Source organism: Elizabethkingia occulta, assembly GCF_002023715.1.
Classification (GTDB): domain Bacteria; phylum Bacteroidota; class Bacteroidia; order Flavobacteriales; family Weeksellaceae; genus Elizabethkingia; species Elizabethkingia occulta.
On the sequence record NZ_MAHX01000013.1, the window covers coordinates 469182 to 493077 of the forward strand.

21 protein-coding genes are annotated in these 23896 nt (G+C 36.6%); 6 read left to right on the forward strand and 15 right to left on the reverse strand.

Translation table 11 applies throughout. The features are described 5' to 3' along the window. Position 1 precedes the first annotated feature (1 nt). From BAZ10_RS08500 to BAZ10_RS08530, 7 genes are all read right to left on the reverse strand, one after another. Positions 2–490 (reverse strand): hypothetical protein, encoded by a 489-nt coding sequence (locus tag BAZ10_RS08500; RefSeq protein ID WP_078771678.1) that lies wholly within the window; start codon positions 488–490, stop codon positions 2–4. A gap of 260 nt (positions 491–750) precedes the next feature. Then, positions 751–1251 carry a MepB family protein gene (locus BAZ10_RS08505; protein WP_108721228.1) on the reverse strand — a complete coding sequence of 167 codons (501 nt, stop codon included), beginning with the start codon at positions 1249–1251 and terminating at the stop codon, positions 751–753. 10 nt (positions 1252–1261) lie between these two features. Continuing rightward, positions 1262–2059, reverse strand: a complete 798-nt coding sequence (locus tag BAZ10_RS08510) for a Rossmann-fold NAD(P)-binding domain-containing protein (RefSeq protein ID WP_245803780.1) — start codon at positions 2057–2059, stop codon at positions 1262–1264. Between the two features lie 132 nt (positions 2060–2191). Next, entirely contained in the window at positions 2192–3619 is a 1428-nt protein-coding gene (locus tag BAZ10_RS08515) for an efflux transporter outer membrane subunit (protein ID WP_078771679.1), read from the reverse strand. A 13-nt stretch (positions 3620–3632) separates the two neighbouring features. Further along, on the reverse strand, positions 3633–6776 hold the full coding sequence (locus tag BAZ10_RS08520; RefSeq protein WP_078771680.1) for an efflux RND transporter permease subunit: 3144 nt from the start codon (positions 6774–6776) through the stop codon (positions 3633–3635). 21 nt (positions 6777–6797) lie between these two features. Then, complete coding sequence (locus BAZ10_RS08525) at positions 6798–7952, reverse strand: efflux RND transporter periplasmic adaptor subunit (RefSeq protein ID WP_078771681.1); 1155 nt, start codon at positions 7950–7952, stop codon at positions 6798–6800. 443 nt (positions 7953–8395) lie between these two features. Further along, positions 8396–9289 (reverse strand): helix-turn-helix domain-containing protein, encoded by an 894-nt coding sequence (locus BAZ10_RS08530; protein ID WP_078771682.1) that lies wholly within the window; start codon positions 9287–9289, stop codon positions 8396–8398. Between the two features lie 568 nt (positions 9290–9857). On the opposite strand from BAZ10_RS08530, the gene BAZ10_RS08535 reads away from it, so the two are divergent. The 3 genes from BAZ10_RS08535 to BAZ10_RS08545 all read left to right on the forward strand — a co-directional run bounded on the left by BAZ10_RS08535 (position 9858) and on the right by BAZ10_RS08545 (position 14018). Further along, positions 9858–10073: a hypothetical protein gene (locus BAZ10_RS08535; RefSeq protein ID WP_078771683.1), complete on the forward strand. Its 216-nt coding sequence runs from the start codon at positions 9858–9860 to the stop codon at positions 10071–10073. 77 nt (positions 10074–10150) lie between these two features. Continuing rightward, positions 10151–11884 carry a hypothetical protein gene (locus BAZ10_RS08540; RefSeq protein WP_078771850.1) on the forward strand — a complete coding sequence of 578 codons (1734 nt, stop codon included), beginning with the start codon at positions 10151–10153 and terminating at the stop codon, positions 11882–11884. 550 nt (positions 11885–12434) lie between these two features. After that, on the forward strand, positions 12435–14018 hold the full coding sequence (locus BAZ10_RS08545; protein ID WP_078771684.1) for a helix-turn-helix domain-containing protein: 1584 nt from the start codon (positions 12435–12437) through the stop codon (positions 14016–14018). Positions 14019–14026: 8 nt separating this feature from the next. Here BAZ10_RS08545 and BAZ10_RS08550 read toward each other — a convergent pair whose 3' ends face one another. From BAZ10_RS08550 to BAZ10_RS08555, 3 genes are read right to left on the reverse strand one after another with little or no spacing between them, the layout of a single operon-like run. After that, positions 14027–14647, reverse strand: coding sequence for a class I SAM-dependent methyltransferase (locus BAZ10_RS08550; RefSeq protein ID WP_078771685.1), 621 nt, complete (start codon positions 14645–14647; stop codon positions 14027–14029). 50 nt (positions 14648–14697) lie between these two features. Continuing rightward, positions 14698–14793, reverse strand: a complete 96-nt coding sequence (locus BAZ10_RS18890) for an MGMT family protein (protein WP_131828792.1) — start codon at positions 14791–14793, stop codon at positions 14698–14700. Positions 14794–14815: 22 nt separating this feature from the next. Next, positions 14816–15385 (reverse strand): dihydrofolate reductase family protein, encoded by a 570-nt coding sequence (locus tag BAZ10_RS08555; RefSeq protein ID WP_078771686.1) that lies wholly within the window; start codon positions 15383–15385, stop codon positions 14816–14818. 361 nt (positions 15386–15746) lie between these two features. On the opposite strand from BAZ10_RS08555, the gene BAZ10_RS08560 reads away from it, so the two are divergent. Genes BAZ10_RS08560 through lpdA form a run of 3 tightly spaced genes read left to right on the forward strand, consistent with a single transcriptional unit; the run spans position 15747 to position 18984 of the window. Next, positions 15747–16340, forward strand: coding sequence for a TetR/AcrR family transcriptional regulator (locus tag BAZ10_RS08560; protein ID WP_078771687.1), 594 nt, complete (start codon positions 15747–15749; stop codon positions 16338–16340). A 47-nt stretch (positions 16341–16387) separates the two neighbouring features. Next, positions 16388–17560, forward strand: coding sequence for an acetyl-CoA C-acyltransferase (locus BAZ10_RS08565; protein WP_078771688.1), 1173 nt, complete (start codon positions 16388–16390; stop codon positions 17558–17560). Positions 17561–17583: 23 nt separating this feature from the next. Beyond that, complete coding sequence (lpdA, locus tag BAZ10_RS08570) at positions 17584–18984, forward strand: dihydrolipoyl dehydrogenase (RefSeq protein WP_078771689.1); 1401 nt, start codon at positions 17584–17586, stop codon at positions 18982–18984. 175 nt (positions 18985–19159) lie between these two features. Here lpdA and BAZ10_RS08575 read toward each other — a convergent pair whose 3' ends face one another. The 5 genes from BAZ10_RS08575 to BAZ10_RS08595 all read right to left on the reverse strand — a co-directional run bounded on the left by BAZ10_RS08575 (position 19160) and on the right by BAZ10_RS08595 (position 23763). Next, complete coding sequence (locus BAZ10_RS08575; RefSeq protein ID WP_078771690.1) at positions 19160–20428, reverse strand: acetyl-CoA C-acetyltransferase; 1269 nt, start codon at positions 20426–20428, stop codon at positions 19160–19162. A gap of 67 nt (positions 20429–20495) precedes the next feature. Beyond that, the gene (locus BAZ10_RS08580; RefSeq protein WP_078771691.1) at positions 20496–20921 is read right to left on the reverse strand and encodes a nuclear transport factor 2 family protein; all 426 of its coding nucleotides are present in this window, start codon (positions 20919–20921) and stop codon (positions 20496–20498) included. Between the two features lie 20 nt (positions 20922–20941). Continuing rightward, the gene (nudK, locus tag BAZ10_RS08585) at positions 20942–21520 is read right to left on the reverse strand and encodes a GDP-mannose pyrophosphatase NudK (RefSeq protein WP_078771851.1); all 579 of its coding nucleotides are present in this window, start codon (positions 21518–21520) and stop codon (positions 20942–20944) included. Between the two features lie 227 nt (positions 21521–21747). Continuing rightward, positions 21748–22548 carry a Cof-type HAD-IIB family hydrolase gene (locus BAZ10_RS08590; protein ID WP_078771692.1) on the reverse strand — a complete coding sequence of 267 codons (801 nt, stop codon included), beginning with the start codon at positions 22546–22548 and terminating at the stop codon, positions 21748–21750. 24 nt (positions 22549–22572) lie between these two features. Further along, positions 22573–23763, reverse strand: coding sequence for an acyltransferase family protein (locus BAZ10_RS08595; RefSeq protein ID WP_078771693.1), 1191 nt, complete (start codon positions 23761–23763; stop codon positions 22573–22575). Positions 23764–23896: the final 133 nt, after the last annotated feature.

Below are 23896 nucleotides of genomic sequence, written 5' to 3' on the forward strand. Positions count from 1 at the left end.
TTTATTTTGATACTTTCAGATACACTTGCTGTGTAGCTCCATCAATGGTAATATTAGGGAACTTCTTATCGTAGTCGATAACGATATCGCCTTTTTCCTCTTTTCCGTTACCATCAGAATCCCAAGTGATCGCTACATAATATTTTACAGGTTCTCCTTCTTTTACAGCAGGCTTAATAAGGCTTGCAGGATTAGCAGGAACCGGAAGATCTATTGTAAATGGAACTGTCTTTTGTTCAATTTCTTTTTCAGTAATCAGTGTAGCCGGAACATCAGCAATGTTAGCTGAAATTCCGTATAAACTTATTTTAAGTTTTGCATTTGTAATTTTAAATGTATCCGTTCCTGTGAATTCAATTTTAACATTTTTCTGCTCAGAAGATGTTTTTTCCGTCGAAGACGTTGTGTCTGTCATGGTTTGTTTTGGAGAATTGCAGCTGCTTACTAATAGCAAAGCTCCAATACCAATAATACTTGCAATACGATTCATAGTAGATATTTTAGGTTTATAAATGATTGTTTATTTAATAGAGACTGTTTAAATTTTATAGTTAATACTCTTCGATAGTTCGTCAAGCTCACTATAGACTTAACTCAGAGTGACATTGTTCATTTAGAATATCTTCCTTTTGTAGGTGTCAGGCTGAGCCTGTCGAAGCCTTATATTTTATTGAATTAAAATTTAAATAGGCCCTAGCCTCATAAAGTTACCCAAATTTATGCCAAAAGCCAAAATGCTAAAAAACCTTGTTATGAAAGCTTGAAAATCATATTCAGTTTTTCTGTTATCAGATTACTAGGTAAAGCTGTATCAATAAAATATTCCAATTGCCATTTTTGAGTTTTTTCGGCCTGTTTATTTTGTGGAATATCCCATACAGGATATACCCTGAATCCTCGTTTCCCTTCTTTGGAATCAGATGTCAGAATTTGTTTTTCGGCCAGTAAAGATTTTGGAAAAATAAAATAACCGGACTTGTCACTATGTTCTCCTGCGATAATATAGAAATTGAATTGATCATTATGGTTAAATGGTTCTGTCTGTCCTTTAATATTTCTTTTCCATAAAGTTACAAACAGTCCGTTCTTTTTGGGAGTTACTTTCGCTTTTCTGTATTTTATATTTAATTGCTGCAGCTGAAAATTATAACCAGAGTATTCTTCACAGTCAGTGTCCTGGGTTATAGCTGATATCTTAAGATCAATGTTTTTTAATAGTCTATTTTCGAGTTTTTGGAGTTCTTTGTTCATTGTTGATATTTTAAAATAACCTTGGATCTGGTCTTTCATAAGTGAAATTCAATACCTTTTCACTTTTCTCAGAGCTGATAATCCTTTGCTGTTTAATTTCAGATACAGTTTTGCAGACCCGATTGTTCTGCATGCTGATAACTTCCTCTTTTGTGGGATGCTGAGGTGCTACAATATTAAATATTTCGGAAGATATATTTTTATTAATCATTGTTTCGATAACCCTGCAGATATCGTGATAATGAATATGATTAACAACTTGCTCCGGATCTGTTATTTTATAATTCTTTAGCTGTCTGTTATCTCCCATTAGTCCACCAAGCCGAAGAATATTGACTTGTGGAAAACTTTTTTTAATCAGGTTTTCAATGAATACCATATTGGAGCTAAGTTCTGAATCGGTATAAGTTGTTTCATCAATGTTATTTGGATCCTGAGGATATATTCCGGTAGAACTGGTTAGAAAAATAGAACCACTATAATCACCAATATATTGGCTTACCCGGTTAAAGCGTCGATTCAATATTTCCAAAGCTGTCCGTTGTGAAAAGGGGAGGCATATAATAATTGCGTCTGCAAGATTAATATCCGGGTTATTTTCAATGATTTCATCAGAATCGAAATCGATATTGAAGTGCAGTGAATCTCCTTTATTATTGGAGCTTCTGTTGATTGTATAGATTTTGTAATGGTCAGAAAAATAATCAGCCAGACGTTTCCCTAACCAGCCATAGCCAATAATTGCCAGCTTTTTCATGTAAAGCTTTTCTAGAGATAAGCTTTCTGTTTCTATGTACTCCGGATTCATTACTTCTAAAATTGATGATCAAAGATACACAATAAACATAGTGATATCCGTCCTCTGTAAAACAAAACCACCCCGGAACAAATCCCGGAGTGGCCATTAGAAATAAAAACAGAAAATATAAGCTATTGTTTATTATTGCCATCCGCCTCCCAAAGCACGATATAGGGAGGTGGTAGCATTAAGTTGCTGGGTTTTTATATTGGCCAGATCCAGCTCGGCCTGAAGCTTGTTGGTTTGTGCTACTAACATTTCAAGGTAAGATGCTTCACTATATTTAAATAAAGTTTCAGCATTTTTTACCGTTTCATTCGATCTTTTTACCAATGCTTCTGCGATAGAACGTTGCTCTTTTAATTTATCAGCCTGAACCAGAACATCCGATACTTCACCTACAGCCTGGATTACACTTTGCTTGAATTGTAATTCCGCCTGTTGAGAAGAAATTTTTGACTGTTCATACTGTGTTTTTAGCTGTTTCCCTTGTAATAAAGGCTGTACTAATGATCCTGCAGCCATTCCAAACAAAGATCCAGGAATGCTAAACCAGTCACTTGCTTTGAAGGCATTAAGACCACCTTGTGCTGTAATATTAAGTACAGGGTACATATTAGCTTTTGCAATATTGATAGAAGCTACACTTCGTCTGAAATTAAGTTCCTGGGTTTTAATATCCGGACGGTAGCTCAGCAGCTCTGAAGGAATTCCTGTGGATAAACCAGCTGGTGCTTCTACGGAGTCCAGACTAATATTGCGTTCAACTCTGGAAGGAAAAGAACCTGTCAGGATATTTAGTGCATGTTCCTGTGTGCTTATAGCACTTTCAATTACAGGAATACTTTTTCTAATTTGGTCCATATTGGTTTCTTGTTGCTGAACCGCAAGTGCAGTCCCAATACCCACTTCAAACTGTTTTTTTATCAGTGCCAAAGTTTTATCACTTAATGCCAGGTTAGATTTTGTAATCTCCAATTGCTTATCCAGCATCAGAAGATTATAGTAACCCTGGGCTACTTCTGCAACCAATCTTGTTTTTACAGCTTTTGCTGCTTCCTGAGTTTGCAGATAGCTTGCTAAAGCTTCCTCTTTGGTACTTTTAATTTTTCCCCAAATATCTGCTTCCCAGGAAATAGATACAGCAGAGGTATAATCCTCGGTATATCTTTTACCTAAGAATTGACTTGCACTAATACCATTAATACTGTTATCCGAGGGTCTGTTAATACCTGCATTCGCAATACTCAGACTTACTTTAGGAACATTTCCCCATTTAGACTGCTGGAATCCTAAAGATGCCAGTTCTATTTGTTTTAATGCTACCTGCAGATCATTGTTTCCAGCTAAAGCTTTGTCAATCAGCGCAACCAGTACAGGGTCCTTATAGAAATCCCTGTAACTGATTTTTGCAATATTCTGAAAGTCTTCAATATTAGTTTGCTGGCTGCTATAGCTTTCTGGTACCGTAAGTTTAGGCTGTTCATACTTCTGAACTTTACAAGAAGTAACTAATCCGGATGCCAGGGCTATTCCCGCTGTTATATAGATGATTCTTTTTGAATTCATTTTTTCTAAAATTTTAATTATACTCCCAGTCTGCTTCCGAAATTTGTTTACCGCTGATACGTTCGTGCAGGTATTGGAAAATAACAAACAGAACTGGTGTAATAAATACGCCTAATACGGTTCCGAATAACATACCGAAGATGGCTGCATATCCGATAGAGTGGTTACCTAAAGCTGATGGTCCTACTACGAAAAGTAGAGGTGTAAGTCCTGCAATAAAGGCGATAGAAGTCATTAAGATCGGTCTTAATCTGGCTTTAGCACCTTCTACAGCTGCAGCAACAAGGCTTTTTCCAACTCTTCTTCTCTGTATCGCGAATTCCACGATAAGAATACCATTTTTCGCGAGGAGACCAATAAGCATTACCATGGCAATCTGCACATAGATGTTGTTGGAAATATCAGCAAATGTAATTCCGATAAATACCCCGGATAAACCAACCGGAATCGCTAATAATACGGATAACGGAAGGATGTAACTGTCATACTGTGCCGATAACAGGAAGTATACAAACACAATACATAAACCAAAGATTAGTGTAGATTGTGATCCTGATTGTGATTCCTCACGGCTCATCCCTTTATAATCATAGGTATATCCCTGCGGAAGTAGCTTTTCACTTACTTCTTCAACAGCTTTCATTGCCTGCCCTGTACTATATCCCTGCTTGGCCATTACCGTTAGATTGGATGCGTTGAAAAGGTTAAAACGGTCTACGATTTCAGCACCAGTTGTTGGCTTCAGAGTTACCAATGTATTAATTGGTACCATTCCGCCTGTATTATTTTTTACAAAAACACCATCCAGAGATCGTTGATCTTTTCTGGCATCGAATGCAGATTGTATCTGTACTCTGTAGTATTTCCCAAATCTGTTGAAGTCGGAAGATTGAATACTACCGTAATATCCCTGCATAACACCCATAACATCTGCAAGGCTTACACCAAGCTGTGCTGCTTTAGCTTCGTCTACCAATAGCTCGAACTGAGGGAATGATACATCGAAAGTTGTAAAGGCTACAGCAATTTCAGGTCTCTGCATCAAGGCACCCATCATTTGATAGGAAACCTGTCCCAGTTTCTGAAGCTCACCATTGGTACGGTCCTGAAGCACAAGCTCCATACCACTCGTATTACCAAAACCGTCTACAGTAGGCATATTCAGTACAAGGAAATTAGCACGCTTATCTTCTGCAAGTTTCGCCTGGAATTGTCCGATAATGGCGTCTATTTTCTTTACATCTCCACGATCTTTAAGGTGCTTCAGCTTAATCCATATAGCACCTGCGGAAGCCGATGAGGTGGAGCTAAACATGTTGAATCCATCTACTGTCATTACATTTTCTACAGCAGGATGTCCTGATAAATAATGTTCTGCAGTTTTTATAACCTCAATAGTTCTGGCTTTTGAAGCTCCCGGCGGAAGATTCACTGTAATAGCCAGGAAATTCTGATCTTCATCCGGAATAAAGCCTTTTGGTGTAGTCATAGACATCCATACGAATAGTCCTCCGAATACAGCCATGATAGCAAAGGCGATCCATCTTTTCTTAATAAGGAAGAGAATAGATTTCCCGTAACGGTTAGTTATGGCGTTGAATGCAGCATTGAATCCTGCAAAGAAACGGTCTTTAAAGTTTTTCTTCTCATGGTGATCACCTTCATGTGGCTTTAAGAATAAAGCTGTAAGCGCAGGGCTTAGTGTCAAAGCATTGATTGCAGAAATAATAATTGCAATAGCAAGGGTTAAGGCAAACTGTTGGTAAAATAAACCTGTAGATCCTTTCATAAAAGCTACCGGAACGAATACAGCAGACATTACCAATGTAATCGATACAATTGCACCGGATATCTCATGCATTGCAGACATTGTTGCCGCACGTGCGTTCAGTTTTCGGTGTTCCATCTTAGCATGGACAGCTTCTACAACTACTATGGCGTCATCCACAACAATACCAATTGCCAATACAAGGGCAAACAGGGTAAGAATGTTAATAGAGAATCCAAAGAGATTCATAAAGAAGAATGTACCAATAATGGATACCGGAACTGCGATTGCCGGAATCAGTGTTGAACGGAAATCCTGAAGGAAAATATATACAACAATAAATACAAGGATAAATGCCTCAATAAGTGTAGATATTACCTGGCTAATAGATTGGTCCAAAGATTCCTTTGTAGCATACGGAATACGGTATTCTACTCCCGGAGGGAAAGATTTTTCCAACTGCTTCATTTTTTCGTTAATGGCAATCTGCACCTCGTTGGCATTGGATCCTGCCATCTGGAATACAGCCATCATTGGCCCCCCCTTTCTATCGAATTTAGAAGAGCTACCATAACTGTAAGCACCAAATTCTACTTTGGCGACATCCTTTAATCTAAGTATAGAGCCATCATTCTGAGCTTTAATAATAATGTTCTCATATTGTTCAGGCTCGGTATATTTTCCTTTGTAACGCATAACATACTCCATAGCCTCGTTGCTGTTTTCCCCGAATTTACCCGGAGCAGCTTCAATATTCTGAGACTGGATGGCGTTGGAAATATCTATAGGTGCAAGTCCGTATGAATTTAGTTTTTCAGGATCTAACCATACACGCATAGAGTAGTCCTTATTACCCCATACCATTGCATCACCAACTCCTTTTACCCTTTTTAATTCCGGAATAATGTTGATTTTGGCATAGTTTTCCAGAAACAGTTCGTCTATTTTACCATCCTTACTTGTTAAAGAAAGCATGGAAATCATACTGTTCTGACGCTTGATCGTTGTAATACCAGCACGTACAACCTCTACAGGTAATTGATTGGTTACCTGAGCAACACGGTTTTGTACGTTTACAGCTGCCTGATCGGGATTGGTTCCCAGTTTAAAAATTACGGTAATGGAAAGTGTACCATCGTTACTGGCTGTGGAAGTAATATAGTCCATATTTTCCACGCCATTGATGGCATTTTCTATAGGTGGTGCTACCGAACGTGCGATGGTTTCGGCATTAGCACCCGGATATACCGCTGTAACCATTACGGTTGGTGGCGCAATCTCCGGAAATTTTGTAATGGGAAGGTTGAGCATTCCCACTATCCCCAGTATTACCATCAGTATGGATATAACTGTGGCCAGTACGGGTCTTTTTATAATATTTTTAAGCATAACTTACTTTTAAAAAACGATTTACTGAGCTTTTTTCTGTTCTTTATTTTGCTCTTTTTGCGGAACAACAGTTGTTCCTGGCTGTAATCTCTCGAATCCGGTAACAATGTAACGGTCTCCTGCCTTAAGCCCGCCGGTAACAATGTAATTGGTTCCGGCTTTACCGGCCACTTCTACAGGGATCTGGATAGCTTTATTTTGCTTGTCTAAAGAGAAAACATATACTTTATCCTGGATCATCATTGTAGAACCTACAGGAAGCAATGTAGCATTGTCATATTTCTGCTCCAACAGGACTTTTCCGGTATTACCACTTCTCAGGGTTGCTTTGGAATTATCAAATACAGCACGCAGGGTAATGGCTCCCGTCATTTTGTTGAACTGTCCTTCCACTGCATTGATTTTACCAGACGTTTCATACTGCTCGCCGTTGCTCATGATAAGGTTAACCGGAGGTGTATTCTTCAACTTTTCCTCAATAGAATTTCCGGCATATCGATTTTGAAAGTTAACAAAATCATTTTCGCTTAAACTGAAATAAGCATATACCTGATGGATATCCGACAGTATTGTGATAGGATCCGCATTTGTTGGAGCTAATAAACTTCCGATGCGGTATTTGAAGCGTCCGATATAGCCACTTACAGGCGCCTTAATTGTGGAGAAATTAAGGTTTATTTTCGCAGATTCTATTGCTGCCTGTGCCTGACTTACACTACCTCTGGCTGAATTATATGCTGTCTCAGCTTCTTTTACCTGAATAGGAGAGATCATGTTGTTTTTAGCAAGCTCCCTTTTACGGTTCAGCTCTATATTAGCATTTGCAAGAGTTGCATTAGCCGAAATAAGTGTAGCTTGTGCGCTTCTCAGTTGTTCCTGAAAAATGCGGTCTTCAATTTTGAAAAGTGCCTGTCCTGCTCTTACATAATCACCTTCATCCACAAAAATCCTGCTAAGATAACCTGATACCTGCGGACGGATTTCCACAGTGGAAACGCCTTCTATTGCTGCAGCATATTCTCTTGGAATTGTTACATTCTGCTGAGAGATAACGGCTACAGGTAGTTCTGGTGGTTGCTGATTGTATGCTTGATTATCGCCGCCTTTGCTGCAGCTGCTCAGGATAAGAGCCACAGAAACGATGAAGGACGACTTTAAAATAAAATTCTTATACATAATGTTTTTTTTACGTGTGCAAAATTCGACTTAAAAAAGGCTTAAAAAAAGGTGCAAAAAGCGACTAAATTTGTCAAAAAGACGCCTGGTAATTGCTCCGATAAATATTATCGATTATTCTAATTAATTGTTTTTATAGTGCTTTGGCGTTATTTATTATTTAGACTTGTTTTAAACTCTGTCAAAAAAGTACCATCACTGATTTTTTTGTACAAACGAAATAAAGGACATGGAAAAGTGTCAAAAAATAAGATGTTTTCATAAATAAAAAGTTTTATTGAGCGGCTAAATTAGATGCAGGACGTGACAACCTTATGTCAGTAAGAAAAAGATGACAGAAAATTAACTGATAACAAAGGCTTATTTACAGATTTAGCTTTTTTGAAATTTTTCCGGAATGATTTGTTAGCGGGGTATAGAGTAAGGTCGTGGTAGAGTATCAGTTAAAAAGTTTTATCATCTATTTTATATTCAGAAGGAGATTTTCCTTCCTGCTTCTTGAAGAATTTACTAAACATTGCCTGATCGTTAAAGCCAAGTAGGGCTGCCACTTCACTGATGTTGGCATTGGTTCTTTTTAACAAAAGCTTGGCCTCTATAATAATCGTTTGATTAATGATGTCTTTAGGCGTTTTGTTCATTGTTTTTTTTATGACCTTGCTTAGATATTTTCTTGTGATAAATAGCTGCTCTGCATAAAACTGTACACTATGCTCGAATCTGTGTTTTTCTTTTACCAGTGTAAAAAAATTTGTTGTAATTTCTTCATCTCTGGACAGCAGGTTTTTGGTGTATCCGTCTTTTTTGATGTAATTGGACAATTCATACAGCAGCAATGAAAAATGATGCGAAATCATATCTTCCATAAAGTATTCCTGCAGTGTATTGCTGTTCAGCCGTTTTAGTTCTCTGATATGAAAATTCATCCGGGTAAACAGTTCAGGCTGCTCATTGATGATTAGAGATTCTCCCTGTCTGAGTTGTTTTAGCAGATTGTGATAGTTGAAACCAGCTTGTGTAATTGGTTTTTCCGTAAACAAAACATAAGAAGCAACATAGTCGTCGGATAGATATTCAATAGAGAAAGTTTCTAATATTGGGGAAAATAATATATCTCCGGCATACAGTGTAAGATATTCGCCATTCGAAATATAACTGACAACACCAGATTTTACGAGTATTACACAGAAAGAATCGGACCTGTATAATGAATTTTCTTCCAGATGGTAATCCTTTTTGGTCAGGTCATAAGTGAGGATATCTTTGTTGATAACCTGTAGCTTTAATACATCTAGTGCATCCTGTAACGTTAAAAATGAAATGAAATCCCTTCCCATACGGAAAACTTAGAATTACAAAAATATTTATTTATTTTCAGAAAATCAGCTAAATACATTTTTATTATTCCTGTTTGTGTGATTTTTTTATAAGATAATACTAATTATTTGCTCTTTTCGTCACAATAAAAGTAAGCCCCCAAAGCTACTACTATCAGAAAAATATATACGGTTTTTCGTTATATGCTTTTAGTATCAAAAAAATGTCTAACAATTTACAACTTTTCAAAAGTATATTATTAATAAAGTTTATTGTTATTCCGGATAATTTATGTTCTACGTCTTTAGTTGTATGTCCAAAAAAGCTTTCTGTTTTCCGAATTATGATATTTTATACGGATTGCGATGTAATACTTTTCATTTTTTCTTTTTCAAATATTTAAAACTCTGTTTATCAGTTGTTTGTAGTGCTTTATAGTATTACCGTTTTGCGCATTATGATAATACTAATGCTTCTTTAAAGGAATAGCTCATTCTAGTTTTGTAAGGCAGGGATAGTGCTTAAAACACATTTTAAACACTTTCTGTTTTACAAACAACTGAATTTAATGAATCAAACCAAATCCGAATGAGAAAAAAAACTTTACAAAATGAAGCTGCTATTATCTATGAAAAAGCACGCTATGTTCATCCTGAACTGAAAGTCGTTTATGTTGAAATGGAAACAGGAGTTGCAGCGAGTTCTGCAACATTAAGTCCGGGAGATACAACATCACCTGGGACACCTCAGATTGATGACTGGTACGACAGTGGGAATATAGGTGATAAGAATTATGATCTTTAAATACACTTTATAAAAAATACACTCTTGCAGTGATGAAGTTAACAATTATTAGAATTCTAAAACATACACCAAACAATATGAAAAATATTTATACTCTAAAAAATATAAACAGACTAACCGTATTAACTATAATTACCACTTTTTTTATCTCTTGCTCTTCCAGAGATGAGAGTCCTGCCAATCCTGCACCCAACCCTGCAGATGGTACAGTGCTAACCTTTAATATTACCGGCATTGCAGAAGAAGGTAATGTGACCAATATAGCCACGGCTTCTGTAAATAATAAATTAACAGGAGTGTCTCCAATGGGGGTAATGGCTAAAAATGAAATAGTATCTGCAGGAGGTTTTGATGTAATTACAAATACGGAAGGTCTTTCTACTTCAAGAAATACAGGGCTTATGCCTTCTGCATCAGCTTTTTCTTCTGGCACAGCAGCTGTGGCAGCGAGTACTCCGATGCAAAACGGAATTAAATACCGATTGTTAATTTATGATGCCGTAAGCAATGCACTCGTAAAAGATGTAGACGGTACAGTAGGAATAGTTCCTAATATCCAGGTAGACGGAGGTAAGCAATACAAATGGTATATTATTTCTACTAATTCTACCATATCTCCTACAGTAAACACAACTACAGGAGTAGTTTCCGGAAGTTCGCTGGCTAACAAGGATATATTGTACAATCAGGGTGTTGTAACCACCCAATACGGACAGAATAATCTAAATATAGCATTCAGACATTACACAGCCCGTATCGATGTAAAGTTAGATACAAGAGGAATGTTTGGTTCCATAAACAATACATCCACTTTGGAAGTGGGAACAGGTACAGGGAGTAGTTTTGCCAGTATAATAAAGACAGGAGATCTTAACCTGTTTACAGCTACTTATACCAATTTGCAGGATGTTCCTGCAGTTACAGGTGCCAATATGGTGAATGCAACCGGAGCCGGAGGTGCTGCAGGTGCAACTAAAATTGCGACTTTCTATACAGTAAGCAGTACTACTGTTCCTGCCAATAATCTTAGGCTTAGAATGGGTACGCTTGATCTTACAATGGATAACAATACAACCAGAAGCTTTACCAATAGTATTGTACCCTATAGTAATACTTCATTCACGCCAATTTTAACAAGCAAATATAATATTAGCGCTCAGTTAGTGGAGTCCGGAGTAAGAGTAAAGGGGCTACTGTGGGCAAGGACTAACCTTACCTACAATACATCTCAGGCAGACCAGTACAGATTCAAGGTTAATAATGAATATGCAGACCCGGATAAAGATCTTGATTATTGGAACTGGATGTCTGCAACGCCTACAGGTTCTTCTTCTGATAATGTAGATCCTTGTTCCAGAGTTTATCCGGAAAATACATGGAGAATGCCAACAAGTGCTGAATTTAGTTCTCTCGGGGATCCGGACCAGAAAAATGAAAACTATGGTTTGCTGGTAGGTGCTGTTTATAGTGCTGTTTGGAATCTGGATACAGGTAATAATGTTAATTTGGCCTATCCGGAAAAATCTCAGAATCTTTTCATACCTCTGTATGGTTACCGTTCTACACCGGGAATTCTTGGTTCTTCTATTAATGATTCTCCGGTAGGATTAGTAGCCGGTTTATTGGGGGCTGGTTCTGCTTATTACGGAACAAATACTGCAACAAATGCTTCCAATGCAAATTTCTATTACATAAGATACTTCAGGCTTGCATTTTTGGTTGGCTGGAGTAATTCGGAAATAAAAAATGCTGCAAAAACAGAGGGACGTTCCGTACGTTGTGTCAGAAGTATATCTGTAGCTAACACCTGATCAAGAAAACACAATTAATTATATCAATTAATAATTCATCATCATTTGTTTATAAACTGTGTAGCAGTTTCAGCGGGCAACCAGAATTTTATCAGGTTGTCCCGTTTTTACAATTGTTGGTATGAATATCGCGGGAAAATAACTAGTAACCGAAAACTATTGTTATTAGGCTACTGAACAGGGATATATATTCTTTTAAAAACTTTATTTATTAGAATGATCAGATTGGAATAATTCTGTTTTTTATCCTGAAATTTTAATTTTTTGTAATTATTAAATATAAATGGATTATTTTTCTGAATATTATAATTTCTAGATTTATTGTGTTACATCTATAGCAGGCTTAGATTTTGAGTTATACTATTTATTATAAAGATTAAAAAATGCCTTTTTGGCTAATAGTTCTAAAATCTTTGGTTTGGTAATAATATTCTTTTCAATTTTCTCATGTATGTAGAATACTGTCCTGTAAGGTAATGAGTGCTGTTATTTTATCAATAATAATTTCTTATTCGTCTGAATTTAAATTTAAAATGCTAATTGACTAAATATGAGGAAGGTTGTTTTAGCAGTTTTCTATTTCTTAATAGTTTTATCGTATGCCCAAAATAAAAATGGCAGTGCGATTGTATATGATAAAACAATTCTGATGACATCACAAAATCAGAATGAGTTCCTGAAAGCATTAAAGGCGGCGGATTCTTTGTATGTAAAAGCAGGAACGCCATTGTTGAAAACAAAAAGCCTTATGCTTTCTGCTCTTCTTTATCATCGGTCAGGAGACATTGGTAAATGTATTGAATATGCTGTAAAGGCAGAAGAAACTGTAGAACAGACAAATCTGGTTGAATGGAAGGCTCAGGTTTACATTTTTCTGGCCGCGCAATACCGTATTCTAAAGCTTTACGGTCATTCAAAAAAATACATGAATAAAGCTTTTAATACTACCAAATTAGTTCAAAATAAAAATATTACAGGTTCTATAAATGGACTGATGTGGCAGGAAATCGCCTATTACGAAATAGAAAAAAAAGATTACAGAAAATCAATTGAGAGTGTAATGAAATCACAGCATTTCTTCAACATATCTGGATATCATGATGATTTTTCGGAGGCCAGCAACGAACATATTTTAGGGCTTAACTATTATCATCTGAATAATATGGATGCCTCACTCCGGCATTATCTGAAAGCATTAAATATTGCGAAGAGCATGCCTGGTTACTGTATTAAAGGCTTTATATACAATGGCCTGGCAAAGGTATATTTAAGTAAAGATAATCTCAGGCAGGCTAAAAAGTATGCAGAACTTGCTTCAGGAATAGCTAATAAATCGAACTGCCTACAGCTAAAAAATGAAGTATATGATACATTTCACAGGTATTATACCATTATTCAGGATGTTGAAGAGCTTGCGGTGATACAGGAGAAGAGAGATTCAATAACCGATCTTTTGGCGAGCAGATCGACTTTGTTTATCAACGATTTTTATCAGAAGATGGATAAGAAGAATAATATTCTCCAACAGAAGAATCATATTAAAAATTGGATTATCATCGTTATTTGTTTGATCCTGATGATTAATATAATCTATTTTACACAGTACAGGGAAAATTTTAAAATGACATTTAACAGAATTAATCGCATTTTGAAAAAGAGAGTTTCTGAAAAGAAGAGCCCGAAAGATATTTATAATAATTATTCTGCTGTAAAAATAGCAGATCTGGAGGATGATGAAGTACAAGATAATGAAGCCGGGGTCATGATGACGCAGGCTACAGAACAGAAGTTGCTGCTGCGTCTGCGGGAATTCGAAAATTCTACATTATTTACCAAAAAAAATATTTCGCTCTCTTACCTGGCCACTTATTGTGGAGCTAATACGCGCTATATTTCCTATATCATTAATACCTATAAGAAAAAGGACTTTAACAATTATATCAATGAATTACGGATAAAATATATAGTGTTTAAGCTGGAAAAAATGCCGCAATACAGAAAATATAAAGTAGCTACACTGGCAGAGGAAGCAGGTTTTTCTTCCCCGAATAAATTTGCAACGGTATTTAAAAAAGAAGTATCTGTTTCGCCTTCCCTATATATAAAGCATCTGGATGATGTAGCGGCAGGATAAAATACAGTTTAACCTGCCCGTTTCTTAAAACTACAGAATATAAAATTCTGAGATGTATCGAATGGGGTTATATGTTCTTCTGTAATACACTTGAGTTTATCAAACTTATCTTCCAGTTTTAGAGATAAAGATTGCTCATCATATTGGATAATCTCAAGACCACTGCATTTGGTTGGCCCGTCAACAGAAAATGTTCCGATAGTCATATAACCAGTAACATATTGTTCAGCAATGCTGATGTATTTTGCAATTTGTTCCGGTGTTGTCAGAAAATGGAAAGTAGCTCTGTCATGCCAGATTTCGTAATGGTTTTCAGGTTCAAAGCTGGTAATATCACTTACAATCCATTTTACTTTTTCGGCATCTTTTCCCAGACGTTTTTTTGCTCTTTCCAGTGCTTTTGCTGAAATATCCAGTACAGAGATGTTTTCATAGCCTTCGCGAAGAAGAAAGTCAACTAAATTACTGTCCCCGCCACCAATATCAATTATTGATGCAGTTTTATCCGATCCAAATGAATGTATAAAATCCAATGATGTTTTCGGGATTTCCTGTGTCCAGCTTACCTGATCCGGATTTTTGGTTTCATAAACAGTTTCCCAGTGATTTTTTCTTGTTGAATCTTCCATATCATCTAATCTTGATAAATCAAATGTACGGAATCCAATAAAAGTATAAACTAAAAAAGTGATTGTTCTCCTCTTTCCAGTTCCAGAAGATATTTCTTTCGCCAGATACCGCTGCCATAACCAGTGAGGCTTCCGTCTCTTGCCAAAGCTATATTATTAATAAAGAGTCTAGTGTTTACCGGTAAAGCATTTTAGCGCGACCTCGCCATTAGCCAACGGGATTATTCCTGAAAAAAAGAATTCCTGTCTGTCATAATTCCCTTTAAATAACGGAATACCATCTCCTAAAATTACGGGATATAAAATAATGTGGTATTCATCTATAAGATCAAATGGTAATATAGACTGAAACAGTGCCGGACTTCCGAATATAACGATAGATTTACCCTTTTTCTGTTTTAGTTTTCTAATATACTCCGGTATATCCTTATGAATAATTGCTGTACTCTTATCGGGAGCTTCTATTGTTGTTGAAGCAATTACTTTTCGGGTAGAGTTGTACCAGGTAGAATAGCGAACTTCGGATGGGCTGGCTTCCGGATTTTTGAAAGCATATGGCCAGTAAGTATTCAGCAACTGAAAGGTTGTTCGTCCTGCAAGGATTGTATCAGCATCTTCGGCAATACTGCAAACATAATCCAGGTTATTACTTCCGGGATTTAAACCATCAAAACTTCCGTCTGTATTAGCAATGTAGCCATCCAGCGATGTGTGAACAATGAAAATTAACTTACGCATAACAGATATTTTTTTGAGATAATAGAGTCTGTTCAAATTTTATAGTTATTACTCTTCGATAGTTCGTCAAGCTCACTATAGACTTAGCTCAGAGTGACATTATCTATCTAAAACATTTTTCTTTTAGAGGTGTCAGACTGAGCCTGTCGAAGTCTAATATTATTTTGAATTAGAATCTAAACAGGCTATAAAATTATTCAATATCAGATTCAACTTATATTGTCCTATGACAAGAATTTAATTTTGTTTGCTGATTTACAATAGATAACCTGTCTTAATCAAAGAAATATTAAATAATCATTTTAAAATATACCAATTGGTATATTTTGTTTGTATATTTGTCTTACAATTTTGAGGGGAGATGAATAAAGCTGAAAAAACAAAACTATTTATTATCGAAAAAACAGCTCCGGTGTTTAATACAAAGGGATATGCCGCTACATCGTTATCGGATATCACGGAAGTTACCGGATTGTCTAAAGGTAGTATTTACGGAAATTTTGATAGTAAGGATGAGGTAGTAACTGAAGCATTTAAATACAATGCTGCACTTTTATATAAAGGATTTGAAGAGGCTATGAGTACTGCAGAAAATGCTTACCTGCGGTTGCGTGCTTTTGTTAATTTCTACAGGGACAATTGGAGCCAGATATACAGTATCGGTGGATGTCCAATGCTGAATGCTGCTACGGAAGCAGACGATCATTTGTTATTTCTCCAGGAAATTGTAAAGAAATATTTTATGATCTGGCACAAAAGAATTGTTCGTGTTATAGAAGAAGGAAAGACTGAGGCAACTTTCAGAGCAGATACCAATGCAGAACAGTATGCTTACACTATTATGATGCTGATAGAAGGCGGTGTATTATTGTCCAGAACTCTGGGAACTACTGCGCAGCTGAATATTGCACTGGACCGTATTTTGAAAATTATTGATGAAGAAATAAAGGTTTAATTTTTTTAATTTAAAATATACCGATTGGTATATTTTGGAAATTTGATATGGAAAATGTTTTTATTGTAGCAGCTAAACGTACTCCTGTTGGCGGACTGCTTGGTAGTCTGGCATCTTACACTGCTACTCAGTTAGGCGCTTTGGTTATCAAAGCCATTTATAATGAAGTACAAATACCCGAATCTGCTGTAGATAGTGTGTATTTAGGAAACGTTCTGAGTGCAGGAGTCGGTCAGTCTCCGGCACGTCAGGCCGCTCGTTTTGCTGGTGTTCCGGATGATAGAGATGCAACAACTATTAATAAAGTATGTGCTGCAGGTCTAAAAGCTGTTATTTCAGGAGCTCAACAAATTCAGTTGGGCATTGACGAAGTTGTATTGGCAGGGGGAATGGAAAGTATGAGCAATACGCCGCATTATGTCTTCATGCGAAACGGAAACAAACTTGGCCATGCGGTACTTACAGATGGAATGATTAAAGATGGGTTGTGGGATGTCTACCACGATTTCCATATGGGGAATGCAGCGGAGATTGGTATCAGGCATTTTGGATTTACAAGGGAAGAGTTGGATGATTATGCGCTAAGTTCTTATCAGCGCGCGCAGGATGCTACACAAAATGGGAAATTTAAAAATGAAATAGTACCTGTACCTGTCCAGCATAAAAAAGAGAAAAGCCTGTTTACAGAAGATGAAGACATTTATAAAGTAATTCCCGAAAAAATAAAAGGACTGCCTCCAGTATTTGAAAAAGAAGGATTATTAACAGCTGCTAATTCCAGTAATCTGAATGATGGTGCATCGGTGCTTCTATTGGCTTCGGAAGTTGCTGTAGCAAAATATAACCTGAAACCTTTGGCTAAAATAATTGGTTATGCAGATGCCGCGCAAGCTCCGGAATGGTTTACCACTACACCGGCAGTAGCAATACCTAAAGCTCTGAAAAGAGCCGGATTGCAATTAGAGGATATCGATTATTATGAAATTAATGAAGCTTATGCTTCAGTAATTCTTTCTATGCAGGAAATGCTGGGGATTTCTCCGGACAAAATTAATGTTTATGGTGGTGCAGTCGCAATAGGGCATCCAATAGGTGCTTCAGGAGCAAGAATACTAACTACTCTTACTCACGTTTTACAACAGGAAAACGGAAAATATGGTGTAGCTGCTATCTGTAATGGTGGTGGTGGAGCAAGTGCTATAGTAATAGAGAAAATGTAAAAAAGAAGTAAAATAAATTGGATATGGAAAGTTATGATGTTACCGTTATTGGATCAGGTCCCGGAGGATATGTTGCAGCTATAAGAAGTGCACAACTGGGATACCGGACATTACTGGTAGAAAAATATAATACTCTGGGTGGAACTTGTACCAATGTAGGTTGTATTCCTACAAAAGCTTTGCTGGATAGTACCCATCATTATTCTGATGCATTAAAGAAATTCAGTCAGCATGGAATTAATATAGAAACTATCGGACTGGATTTTGAGCAAATGTTCCGAAGAAAAGCAGATGTTGTACAAAAAAACACTGAAGGCTTGGAATTTCTGATGAAAAAAAATAGTATTACCCGAGTAACAGGTACAGCTAATTTTGTGGATAACTCAACTATCGAAATTCTGCATGAAGGTAATAAGCAAAAAGTAAACTCTAAAAATTTTATTATTGCTACAGGTTCCAAACCGTCGGCTTTACCGGGTATTAGTATAGATAAAGAAAGAATTATCACTTCTACAGAGGCCTTGTCCCTGAAAGAGCTTCCTAAAAGTATGGTAATTATAGGTGGTGGGGTAATCGGTGTAGAAATGGCTTCTATTTTTAACAGATTAGGCACCGAAGTGAGTATTCTGGAATATGCAGATCATCTTATTTCTGCAATGGATCATGAACTTGGGAAAGTTTTACAAAAAATATTGAAAAAAGACGGGATAGATATCCGCTTGCAGCAAGCTGTTTATAAAGCTGAGAACCTTGGTAATCATACAAAAGTATATTTCAGAGACAAAAACGGAGTGGAAAATTCTCTGGAAGCAGATTATATATTAGTGGCGGTAGGAAGAAGACCATACACGGAAAATCTTGGACTTGAAAACACTGGAGTGAAGCTGGATGAACGAGGTTTTATTGTAACCGACGAAAAGTTGCAAAGCTCTGCTCCCGGGATATATGCTATAGGTGATGTAATTGGTGGTGCAATGTTGGCACACAAGGCAGAGGAAGAAGGTGTTTTTGTCGCAGAAACCATCGATGGGCAGAAGCCTCATATTCATTATGGACGTATTCCTTCCGTTGTTTATACATGGCCTGAGGTAGCATCTGTAGGTGCTACAGAAGAAGAGCTGAAGAAAAATAATATAGATTATCAAGCTGGAAAATTTCCATTCTCGGCCAGTGCAAGAGCCAGAGCTTCTATGGATATGGAAGGTTTTGCAAAAGTATTGGTAGATCCTAAATATGGTGAAATTCTTGGCGTGCATATTATTGGCCCACGGGCAGCCGACAGTATAGCTCAGGCAGTAGTGGCTTTGGAATACGAAGTAACGGCAAAAGATATGTTCAGTATTTCATATGCGCATCCAACTTATACAGAAGTACTAAAAGAAGCTTATATGTTGGCTTACGGCCAGCCGGCAATCAATATCTAAAAGACCGAAGGCCAATGCATTTATTAATTTTTGAAATGAATATTAGTCAAGTTCCAAATTACCCGGCTATTTTAAATGCAAAGCAAAAGAATAATAGTAGTAAGTTAAAGTAGATTAAATTGTAAAAAAGAGAGACTGTTCACAGCCTCTCTTTTATTTATCTTTTAATAAGAAATTATTTTTCAATAATCATGGTTACTCCCTGCCCGCGGGCTGCACAAATAGAAATAAATCCTTTCCCGCTACCTTTCTCATTCAGGAGTTTGGCCAGAGTCGCAATGATTCGTCCTCCGGTAGCTGCAAATGGGTGAGCTGTTGCAAGGCTTCCACCTTTTACATTCAGTTTTTCAGGATCAACTTTTCCTAAAGCATCTTGTAAGCCAAACTGTAGCGCCAATTCTTTTGTTTCCCATATTTTGAGTGTTGCCAGAATTTGAGCTGCAAAAGCTTCATGAATTTCATAATAATCAAAGTCTTCAAGTTGCATATCAGCTTTCCTCAGCATTCTGTCTGCAGCAAATACAGGTGCTAAAAGTAGATTCTGTCTGTTTTGCACATATTCAATTCCGGCAAGTTCTGCATGAGTGATATAGGCAAGAATCGGAAGTCCGTTTGCTTCTGCCCATTCTTCGCTGGCTAATAGTACTGCTGATGCTCCATCGGTAAACGGAGTAGAATTACCGGCAGTGAGTGTTCCATCTTTTTTATCGAAAGCTGGTTTTAGTGTTGCGAGTTTTTCCAGACTGGTATCTCTGCGCAGATTGTTATCTTCTTTTACGTTCAGATAAGGAGTGATCATATCTTCATAAAATCCTTCATCATAGGCTTTAGCCAATTTTTGATGACTGTTGAAAGATAAAGCATCCTGTTCCTGTCGGGAAATCTGATAATATTTTGCAGTTAATTCAGTATGCTCTCCCATTACCAGCCCGGTTTCGGGTTCCTGTCCTTTGTATGGAATAGGGAACCAGTCTTTTATTGATGGTTTTAATAATTGTTTTATTTTACCAAAAGCGCTTTTCTCCTTATTAGCATTCAATAAAGCTTTTCTTAGCCGAAGACTGCTTTCAAACGGGATATTACTCATCGCCTCTACGCCACAGGCTATACCACATTCTATTTGCCCCAAGGCGATTTTATTAGCGATATATATAGCTGCCTCAATTCCGGTATCACAGGCCTGTTGGAGATCGCAGCCAGGAGTTGCCGGATCCAGATTTGTTTTCATTACAGTTTCCCGGATAAGATTACTCTCGGATATATGTTTGATAACAGCACCGCCGGCAACTTCTCCTAGTAATTTTCCCTGAAGATGGTATTTATTGATAAGCCCCTGAAGAGCAGAAAGAAGCAGGTCCTGATTGGTTGCATCGGAGAAAACAGTATTATATCTTGCAAACGGAGTTCTGTTATAGCCGATTATTGCAACTTTTTTAGCATTCATTTTATTCTTTTTGATACGTAATAAAGTTACGAAAAAAAATACCAACCGGTATTTTTTTTATATTGTTTTATCCGTTTAGTACAGCAAAAGAAACACAGCTTCCACCAATAACTTTCAGCTGATTGTCTATATTTTTCCATAAGCGGATATAGCGGAATTTTTCTTCAAAATATACTCCTCGGAATTTTCCTTTTAGTATTATGGTTAGTGTAATTACAGCTGTATCTTCTATAATGTTCAAACTTTCTGTTTTCGGAATAAGTTCTTCGACTTCCATTATCCCGTCCTTATAATTTTTTAAGTCCTGTTCTTTTGTTATAATCTCTCCATTGGGAAGAATGAATAACAAATCATCATGTAGGAGCAGATCGAGCATCTGGATATCACTTTCTTTTATGGCTTTGTATAATTGGTTTTCACATGCTATTATATTTTCTTTCGAAAGCTCAGAAGAAAATGTAGTATTACAAATAAAAGATACAAGGCTAAGCATATGTGATAATAGTAGTTAGGTTATAATATTTGTTGCAGTTTAATATACTGAAGCAGCATGATGGTTTTAGCATCTTTTATCTCTCCGGTTGTTATCATATCCATTGCTCTATCAATACCTGTTTCGAGTACCTCAATATTTTCTTCCTCTTCTTCCAGACCGCCACCATCGGCAACTTTCATGTCTTTTGAATATTCAGCAATGAAAAAATATAGAATTTCTGTAACCGATCCTGGCGACATATAGGCTTCAAAAACTTTGCGTACATCTTTTACTTTGTAACCTGTTTCTTCTTCTGTTTCTCTACGGATGCAATCTTCAGGATTATCCTGATCTAAAAGTCCTGCACAGGCTTCAATGAGCATGCCGGTTTTATTTCCGTTGAGGTAGGTAGGAAGTCTGAATTGTCTTGTCAGAATAACAGTTCTTGTATCTTTATTATAAAGGAGAATTGTTGCACCATTTCCCCTGTCATAGGCTTCTCTGCTTTGGGTCTGGATACTGCCATCTTCTTTGGTGTATTCAAAGGTTACTTTTTTTAGTATGTACCAATTATCAGATAAAATCTCGGTGTTAGTAATCTTTACGTCCGGAGTCATTTTTTTGTGTTGTTTAGATGGAGCTAACATACAAAGAAATAAAGAATTAGAGGGCTTTTGAGAAGGATATTTTTTTGTAAAATTCATCCTGTATTTTATGCATTATATCCTGTTGGGAATACAATTGATCAAAAAAATAACCGGGAGAAAAATGATTATTCATTTTTCTCCCGGTTAATCCTCTTTATTTCTTCTCCCAAAAACGTGGTTGAAAGACGTTTTTTTCCTTAGTCTATAATTCCGAAATGTTTCAGCGCTTTCAGGATGCCATCATTATCCACATCATCTGTTATATAATTTGCAATTGCTTTTACCTCAGGATTGGCATTTCCCATAGCAACTCCCAGGGCAACATGCTTCAGCATAGTAATGTCGTTTCCACCATCACCAAACGCCATTGTTTGAGAAACATCTATTCCGTAATGTTTACAAAATACTTCTATGCCAACTTGCTTGCTTTGTCCACTAGGGTTAACGTCTGCAAATAGGGGAGACCATCTGGAAGCAATTGAATCCGGCATTACCTGAGCCATAAATGCAGGCTCTTCTTCAGAAGAGATGAAAATATTACCCTGAAGTACATTTTCAGTGTCCGTATTGGACATATCTACCAAAGGTGGTATTGGAAGGTTTAAATGGGCATACATACCGGCTATTTCAGGAGTTACATCATGAATGAAATTTCCGTGTTCAGACATTAGGGAAAAGCTTAAAGGATTGTTATCTGCATAATCCAGTAATGCTTTTACATCATTGGGATTAATACATTTTTTGAACAATACTTCGCCTTCTTTGGTAATACAATAGCCACCATTATAGGTAATAAAACCATCGAAATCCAGATATCTGATGTGTCCAATATCGTTATAAGAGCGTCCGGTAGAAACAAAGACATGAATGCCTTTTTCTTTCAGAATTTGGATAGCTTCTTCTGTGGAGGTCGAAACTTTGTGCGTTTTAAAGCTTAGCAAGGTTCCGTCAATATCGAAGAAAACGGCTTTAATATTTGTATTCTTTTCTTGCGTCATTTTTATAGTGTTTTATAATGTTCGTTACACGTATTTTTTTATAATATCAATTTTTCTTAGTAAGATGCTTGTTCCCATACTCATTAATAAGGCAGTAATTAGAACAATGGAAAATTTAATAATAGCCGGAATATCAATGTCTAATAACATAAATTGTACCCATACAACAAAAATATAATGAATGAGATATATCATATAAGCATTATCTGAAAGTGAATTCCACCATTTCTGAGAATCTTTAACCAGATATCTGAAAATACTTATAAATGTAATACAGCTTACAGTACAGATAGCTGTATAGAGACTCAGATAGATCATCCATGCATTAAAAGAGGACATTGTCTTTTGATTGACAAGGTCTTCCAGTATCCGGTATTCATTGTTAATAGTAAGAGCTGCATACAACAGAACCGTTGTTAGTATCCAGTATTTTGTATTCCTTATAATTGCAAATTTTTTAGAAAAAATACCATTGCTAAAATCTGAATTCCCAACGATAGCACCAAAAACGAAATATCCGAAATAAGCGAGTATCCTGCTAAGCTGAAAATCGAATGGTCCCCAACCTGTCCATGTACCTTGTCCAATACTGTATGATATCGGAACGTATGTGATCCAAGTAAGAGCAAATAAAATTATAAAAAATACGAAAGGTTTTCCGGAGAAATGATTGATATAATTTGATGCTTTTTCAAGAGCTTCTTTGCATAATGGGTAGAAGGCAGCGAAAATAAAATTAAACACAAATAATACCCATATAAACCAAGGTGGTCCTACTGGCCATTGCTCGACAGAAAAGAAATCGAAGATATAATTCACAATATTGGCATTATGATGAAGAGTATAATAGGCCGGAAAATAAGCGAGTAGCATTGCAGGTACTCCCAATAGCCAAAAAGGAATAAACAATCTGTAAAACCTGTCTTTTATAAAAGAAGAAGTGTCCTTACTTTTAATGCTTTTAATTACAAATAATCCGCTGATGAAAAACATCAGGAACATAAAGAAAATATCGTTGAAGTTCTCGAAGATATCTAATCCTATCCATCTTTTAGAATCTATTATAGGTGCTGTAGAATTGATATAAATTTTGTCATCAGCCTTCGCAAATGTAGTATAGGCTAACGATGAATGATGGGCAACCACCAGAACTGTAATAGATGACCGTAAATAATCAACCCAGAGAATTTTCCCTGTTTTTTTTAATGTTGTCATGATAGGCTTTTGTTTTGTGCCTCCGGATGTAATTATTTCCGAATGATTTTTGGCTTATTAATTTGGTAAAGGACTGCCTGTAAAGACTCTCCTTAATAATAAGACACTATATCAGGTTAAAAGTTACACTGCA

Excerpts from the sequence above, each read along its gene's own strand:
- BAZ10_RS08505 (WP_108721228.1), bottom strand. The coding sequence starts at position 1,251 with ATGAACAAAGAACTCCAAAAACTCGAAAATAGACTATTAAAAAACATT.
- BAZ10_RS08510 (WP_245803780.1), bottom strand. The coding sequence starts at position 2,059 with ATGAATCCGGAGTACATAGAAACAGAAAGCTTATCTCTAGAAAAGCTT.
- BAZ10_RS08535 (WP_078771683.1), top strand. The coding sequence starts at position 9,858 with ATGAGAAAAAAAACTTTACAAAATGAAGCTGCTATTATCTATGAAAAA.
- BAZ10_RS08530 (WP_078771682.1), bottom strand. The coding sequence starts at position 9,289 with ATGGGAAGGGATTTCATTTCATTTTTAACGTTACAGGATGCACTAGAT.
- BAZ10_RS08525 (WP_078771681.1), bottom strand. The coding sequence starts at position 7,952 with ATGTATAAGAATTTTATTTTAAAGTCGTCCTTCATCGTTTCTGTGGCT.
- BAZ10_RS08580 (WP_078771691.1), bottom strand. The coding sequence starts at position 20,921 with ATGCTTAGCCTTGTATCTTTTATTTGTAATACTACATTTTCTTCTGAG.
- BAZ10_RS08575 (WP_078771690.1), bottom strand. The coding sequence starts at position 20,428 with ATGAATGCTAAAAAAGTTGCAATAATCGGCTATAACAGAACTCCGTTT.
- BAZ10_RS08545 (WP_078771684.1), top strand. The coding sequence starts at position 12,435 with ATGAGGAAGGTTGTTTTAGCAGTTTTCTATTTCTTAATAGTTTTATCG.
- BAZ10_RS08555 (WP_078771686.1), bottom strand. The coding sequence starts at position 15,385 with ATGCGTAAGTTAATTTTCATTGTTCACACATCGCTGGATGGCTACATT.
- BAZ10_RS08520 (WP_078771680.1), bottom strand. The coding sequence starts at position 6,776 with ATGCTTAAAAATATTATAAAAAGACCCGTACTGGCCACAGTTATATCC.
- BAZ10_RS08540 (WP_078771850.1), top strand. The coding sequence starts at position 10,151 with ATGAAAAATATTTATACTCTAAAAAATATAAACAGACTAACCGTATTA.
- BAZ10_RS08560 (WP_078771687.1), top strand. The coding sequence starts at position 15,747 with ATGAATAAAGCTGAAAAAACAAAACTATTTATTATCGAAAAAACAGCT.
- BAZ10_RS08500 (WP_078771678.1), bottom strand. The coding sequence starts at position 490 with ATGAATCGTATTGCAAGTATTATTGGTATTGGAGCTTTGCTATTAGTA.
- BAZ10_RS08595 (WP_078771693.1), bottom strand. The coding sequence starts at position 23,763 with ATGACAACATTAAAAAAAACAGGGAAAATTCTCTGGGTTGATTATTTA.
- BAZ10_RS08565 (WP_078771688.1), top strand. The coding sequence starts at position 16,388 with ATGGAAAATGTTTTTATTGTAGCAGCTAAACGTACTCCTGTTGGCGGA.
- BAZ10_RS08550 (WP_078771685.1), bottom strand. The coding sequence starts at position 14,647 with ATGGAAGATTCAACAAGAAAAAATCACTGGGAAACTGTTTATGAAACC.
- BAZ10_RS08590 (WP_078771692.1), bottom strand. The coding sequence starts at position 22,548 with ATGACGCAAGAAAAGAATACAAATATTAAAGCCGTTTTCTTCGATATT.
- nudK (WP_078771851.1), bottom strand. The coding sequence starts at position 21,520 with ATGACTCCGGACGTAAAGATTACTAACACCGAGATTTTATCTGATAAT.
- lpdA (WP_078771689.1), top strand. The coding sequence starts at position 17,584 with ATGGAAAGTTATGATGTTACCGTTATTGGATCAGGTCCCGGAGGATAT.
- BAZ10_RS08515 (WP_078771679.1), bottom strand. The coding sequence starts at position 3,619 with ATGAATTCAAAAAGAATCATCTATATAACAGCGGGAATAGCCCTGGCA.